Annotated in this window: 2 protein-coding genes; both read left to right on the top strand. The window is 64.9% G+C overall.

The window, feature by feature from the left end; genetic code table 11:
- Positions 1-89 precede the first annotated feature (89 nt).
- Positions 90-2,858 (top strand): hypothetical protein, encoded by a 2,769-nt coding sequence (locus tag A2J02_RS05440; protein WP_068047777.1) that lies wholly within the window; start codon positions 90-92, stop codon positions 2,856-2,858.
- Positions 2,859-2,883: 25 nt separating this feature from the next.
- The coding region (locus A2J02_RS05445) for a hypothetical protein (RefSeq protein ID WP_156516105.1) at positions 2,884-3,821 on the top strand (938 nt) is incomplete at its 3' end.

A 3,821-nucleotide genomic window follows, 5' to 3' on the forward strand; every position in this document is an offset into this window, starting at 1 on the left:
CTACTACATCGCTCGACTGCGAGGACAGCTCGCAGACAACGGGATAGAGCCTCTGCCGCTCCCTGCAGAGCTACGAGAGGACTTGAGCGGTGAGTAACTCCGTCGACATCTACATCAACGGTCACGAGCGTGATCTGCTCCAGGCGATCGAGCGCACGAAGGCTGCGATCGCATCGTTGCGTGACTCGAAGGCCACCGTCACAGTCGACGTGGACGACGGCGCGCTCAACGTCCTCAAGGCGAAGCTCGCTGCCCTGCGTGACGGTGACGTGACCGTGGACGTGAACGTCAACGACGCGAAGCTGGCAGCGCTCCGAGCGAAGATGGACGCGCTCCGCAACACCCGCGTCAAGGTCACCGTCGATGTCGACCGGACCGAGCTGAACATTCTGCGTACCGAACTCGCCGGCCTACGTGACCGCTCGATCAACGTCGACATCGACTCCGATCTCGCCGGGTTCCGCGCCGCCCTCGCCGCGTCGACGCTCGGCAACGCTAATGCGCGGATCAACCTCGATCTCGACACCGCTGCCGCAGCAGCAGAACTTGCGGCATTCCTCGCGGCCGTACCCCGCTCGGTGACGATCAATCTCGATGTCGATACCGCCGGTGCAGCAGCCGAACTCGCTGCGTTCCGCGTCGCCATGCTCGCATTGAACAACGACTCGATCAGGCTCGGTGCGAGCACCGGTGGCAACGCAGCCTCGGGCATCGCACGCATGGGCGCGTCGGCCGGAACGTCGCTGCCACTACTCGGCGCACTTGCCCTTGCCGTCGCACCGCTCGCGTCCGGTGCGGCCGGCCTCGGCATCCTCGGCACAGCCGCCGCCCTCGGCGCGGTGACCGCTGCCGCCGGCGGCATGTCCGTCGCCTTCGGCCTCGGTGCCGCTGCGCTCCCGATCGCCGCCGCTGCCGCATCGGAGGAGGTCAAGTCCAGCTTCACCACCATGAAGGACGATGTGGTCTCCACGATGAAGGAGATCGCACAGCCCGTCGAGCAGCCTCTCATCGACCTCGCCAGCTCACTCGGTACCGCGTTCGAGTCGATTCGACCGAGCCTCGATGTGGTGACCGCCGGCGCAGCCCGACTCGTCGGTGAGCTGTCCGGCAAGATGCCGGCCATCGCGAACGAGGTCGGTCCTGCGCTGGAGAAGATGTTCACCGCCGCAGAGCCACACATCAAGAATCTGATCGGAAACATCCCCGAGTACGTGCGGGCGTTCGGTGACTTCGCCGGCAAGCTCGGAGATCCTGCGATAGTCGAAGGCGCACAACGAGTCTTCGGTGCTATACCCGGCATCATCGACGGCGCAGGAGACGCACTTGTCGGTGCCGGTGAGGCATTCGGAGATCTGATGGGCTGGCTCGATGCCGGCAACCTCTCCGGCTTCACAGACGGCATCGGCAAGCTGTTCGAGAACCTCAGTAACACCGACTGGTCCGGTGTCACAGCAGGATTGGCCGACGCCGGCAACGCGTTCGGTGACTTCATGGCGAACATTGATACCCAGAATCTCGCCACGAACATCGAAGGCATCACCCAGTTCGCCACCGATCTCACGTCCGCCGCCGACAAAGTGGTCTCGGAGTACCAGCGGATGGACGAGGCGTTCCGGCAGTCCAACGAGGACGCTGGCGGTGGACCCGTGGAATGGGGCGCGAAAGCCGCTGACTGGATGAAGAGTTCGCTACTCGACGGGCTCACCAATTTCAGCACCACCGGACTGTTCGACACCCTGTTCCCCCCTGGCGACCCCCCGGTAATCCCGGCCCCCGAGATCACTCCACCGGACACATCAGCGATCAACGATCCGTTCGCGATGCTGCCCCCGGCGGTTCTGCCGGCACCGGTGGTGACACCGCCCGACGCTGGGGCGGTCAACGATCCGTTCGCCGCGATGCCTCCCGCAGTACTGCCGGCACCCGTGGTGACTCCACCGGACACATCGGTCATCGGCGGGGCGCTGGAGAACATCGCACCCCCGACGATCGAGGCCCCGGTCGTGCCGGCCCCCGAGGTCACTCCGTCCGCCCCGATCCCTGCCCCCGAGGTCACCCCGCCGCCCCCGGTCCCCGTCACCGTCGAGGTGGTCGAGGGCGAAGCGGTCACGGTGCCGCCGCCGGCCCCGGTGCCGATCACGTTCGACGTGACACAGCCGACGCTCGAACTGACCCCGCCACCACCGGTGCCGATCACGTTCAACGTGACACTGCCGACTATCAGCATCCCTGCCCCGGCCCCGGTGCCGGTCAGTGTGCAGGTCGACACGTCGGGCGCGAACGTGAACCTGTCCGGTGCCGGTGCGCGTGCCGGCCAGTCGTTCGCATCCGGTCTCGCCGGTTCCGCTGGTGCCGTCGCCGGCGCTGCCGCGTCGATGGCAGCCGCCGCCTCGAGTGTGTCGGTGAACCTGTCCGGTCAGGGTGCAGCTGCGGGCGCCAGCTTCGCGGCCGGCCTCGCATCACAGGCCGGCGCGGTGGCTGCCGCCGCCGCTCAGCTCGGCGCAGTCGCCGCCGCGAACAAGGGTGTATACAAGGGCCGCAAAGGAATTGCGGCCGACCGCATCATGCTCATCCCACACGGCCAGGCGATGGTCCGTGGCTTCATCGACGGTCTCGGCAGTCAACGGCGCGAGCTGATCACCGAGGCATCGTCTCTGGCGCAGGCAGTGACGAAGAGATTCGATGAAGAGCTGGTGCCGAACATCGGACTCAGTGGCGGCGTCGGCGTGCAGCAGGTCGTGCACGTCACTGTTGAAGCCGGCCTCATGGCCGACCCCGTAGTGATCGGCCGCGAGGTCCGCGACGTGCTCGGCGCGTACGCCTCCGCTGTCGGTGGATCGGAGACCATCAGTGTCTAAGTTCACCGACGCCACGATGGTGGCCGTGCAGGTCGAGACAGCACGCGAGCAAGTGTGGACCGAGGACGGCATTACCCCAGGGAGTTACGTTCCCGGCGGTGTACCGCTGTACACGTTGCTGGCGCGTCGGGAAGATTCGGAGATCAAACCGGTTACCAATCCCATTGTGGGTAACGGATTGTTCGCCAGTAGTCGCAAGGATGAACCGATCTCGACGGCAGAGGTATCCACGTCGGTGAGCCTCGATGTCGAGTACGACGGCTCCGGTTCGAGCCGGATGGTCAAGGACATCTCCGTCAGCTCCGTAAACTCCACGGTTGCAACCGATTATCAGATGACGCTCGGTCCCGTGGTCGTGCAAACCAAAATGCCGACACCTGTCCGTCCTGGTGACCTGGTGAACTTCGCCGGCCAGTTCGCCATCCGACGATCCGGGTCGACCAGACCTGTCGATTCGAACGACACCGGAACGGCACTGTCGGTCGTGTGCACCCTGTATGGCATCAGCCGTACCGAGGACGAGTACGGCACTGTGGATCAGGTGGCAACGCCATTACTTCAGTACGCCAATACTTTTCAGCCGATCTCTATCGGTTCATCGACGCAGCAGACCGTTCACACGCTCCCTGTCGTTTCCCCGGCTGTCGTGCCTGCCGGCGTGAGCGAGGTGCACCTGACGATCTGGTTGCGTGCGAACACCACCGGCGAACCGGTCACTGCGCCGTACAAGTCGAAAGAGAAGGGGCATGTGTATATCGGGAGTTGGACGTGGAATTACTTCACGTTCTCGACCGCGAACCCGCTCAAGCTCGTCGTGACCCCGACTGCGCCGGCACCGCAGCCGCCGGCGTCGACGTGGCAGACGCGCACGCAGGAGCAGAACCGGATTTACCGCTACACCTACGAGACGATTACCGATGACGTGGTGGAGGTGAAGACGGAGAAGATCGAGGCGGATCTCGG

The sequence above is a fragment of the Rhodococcus sp. EPR-147 genome, from assembly GCF_001647185.1.
Taxonomy (GTDB): Bacteria; Actinomycetota; Actinomycetes; order Mycobacteriales; family Mycobacteriaceae; genus Rhodococcoides.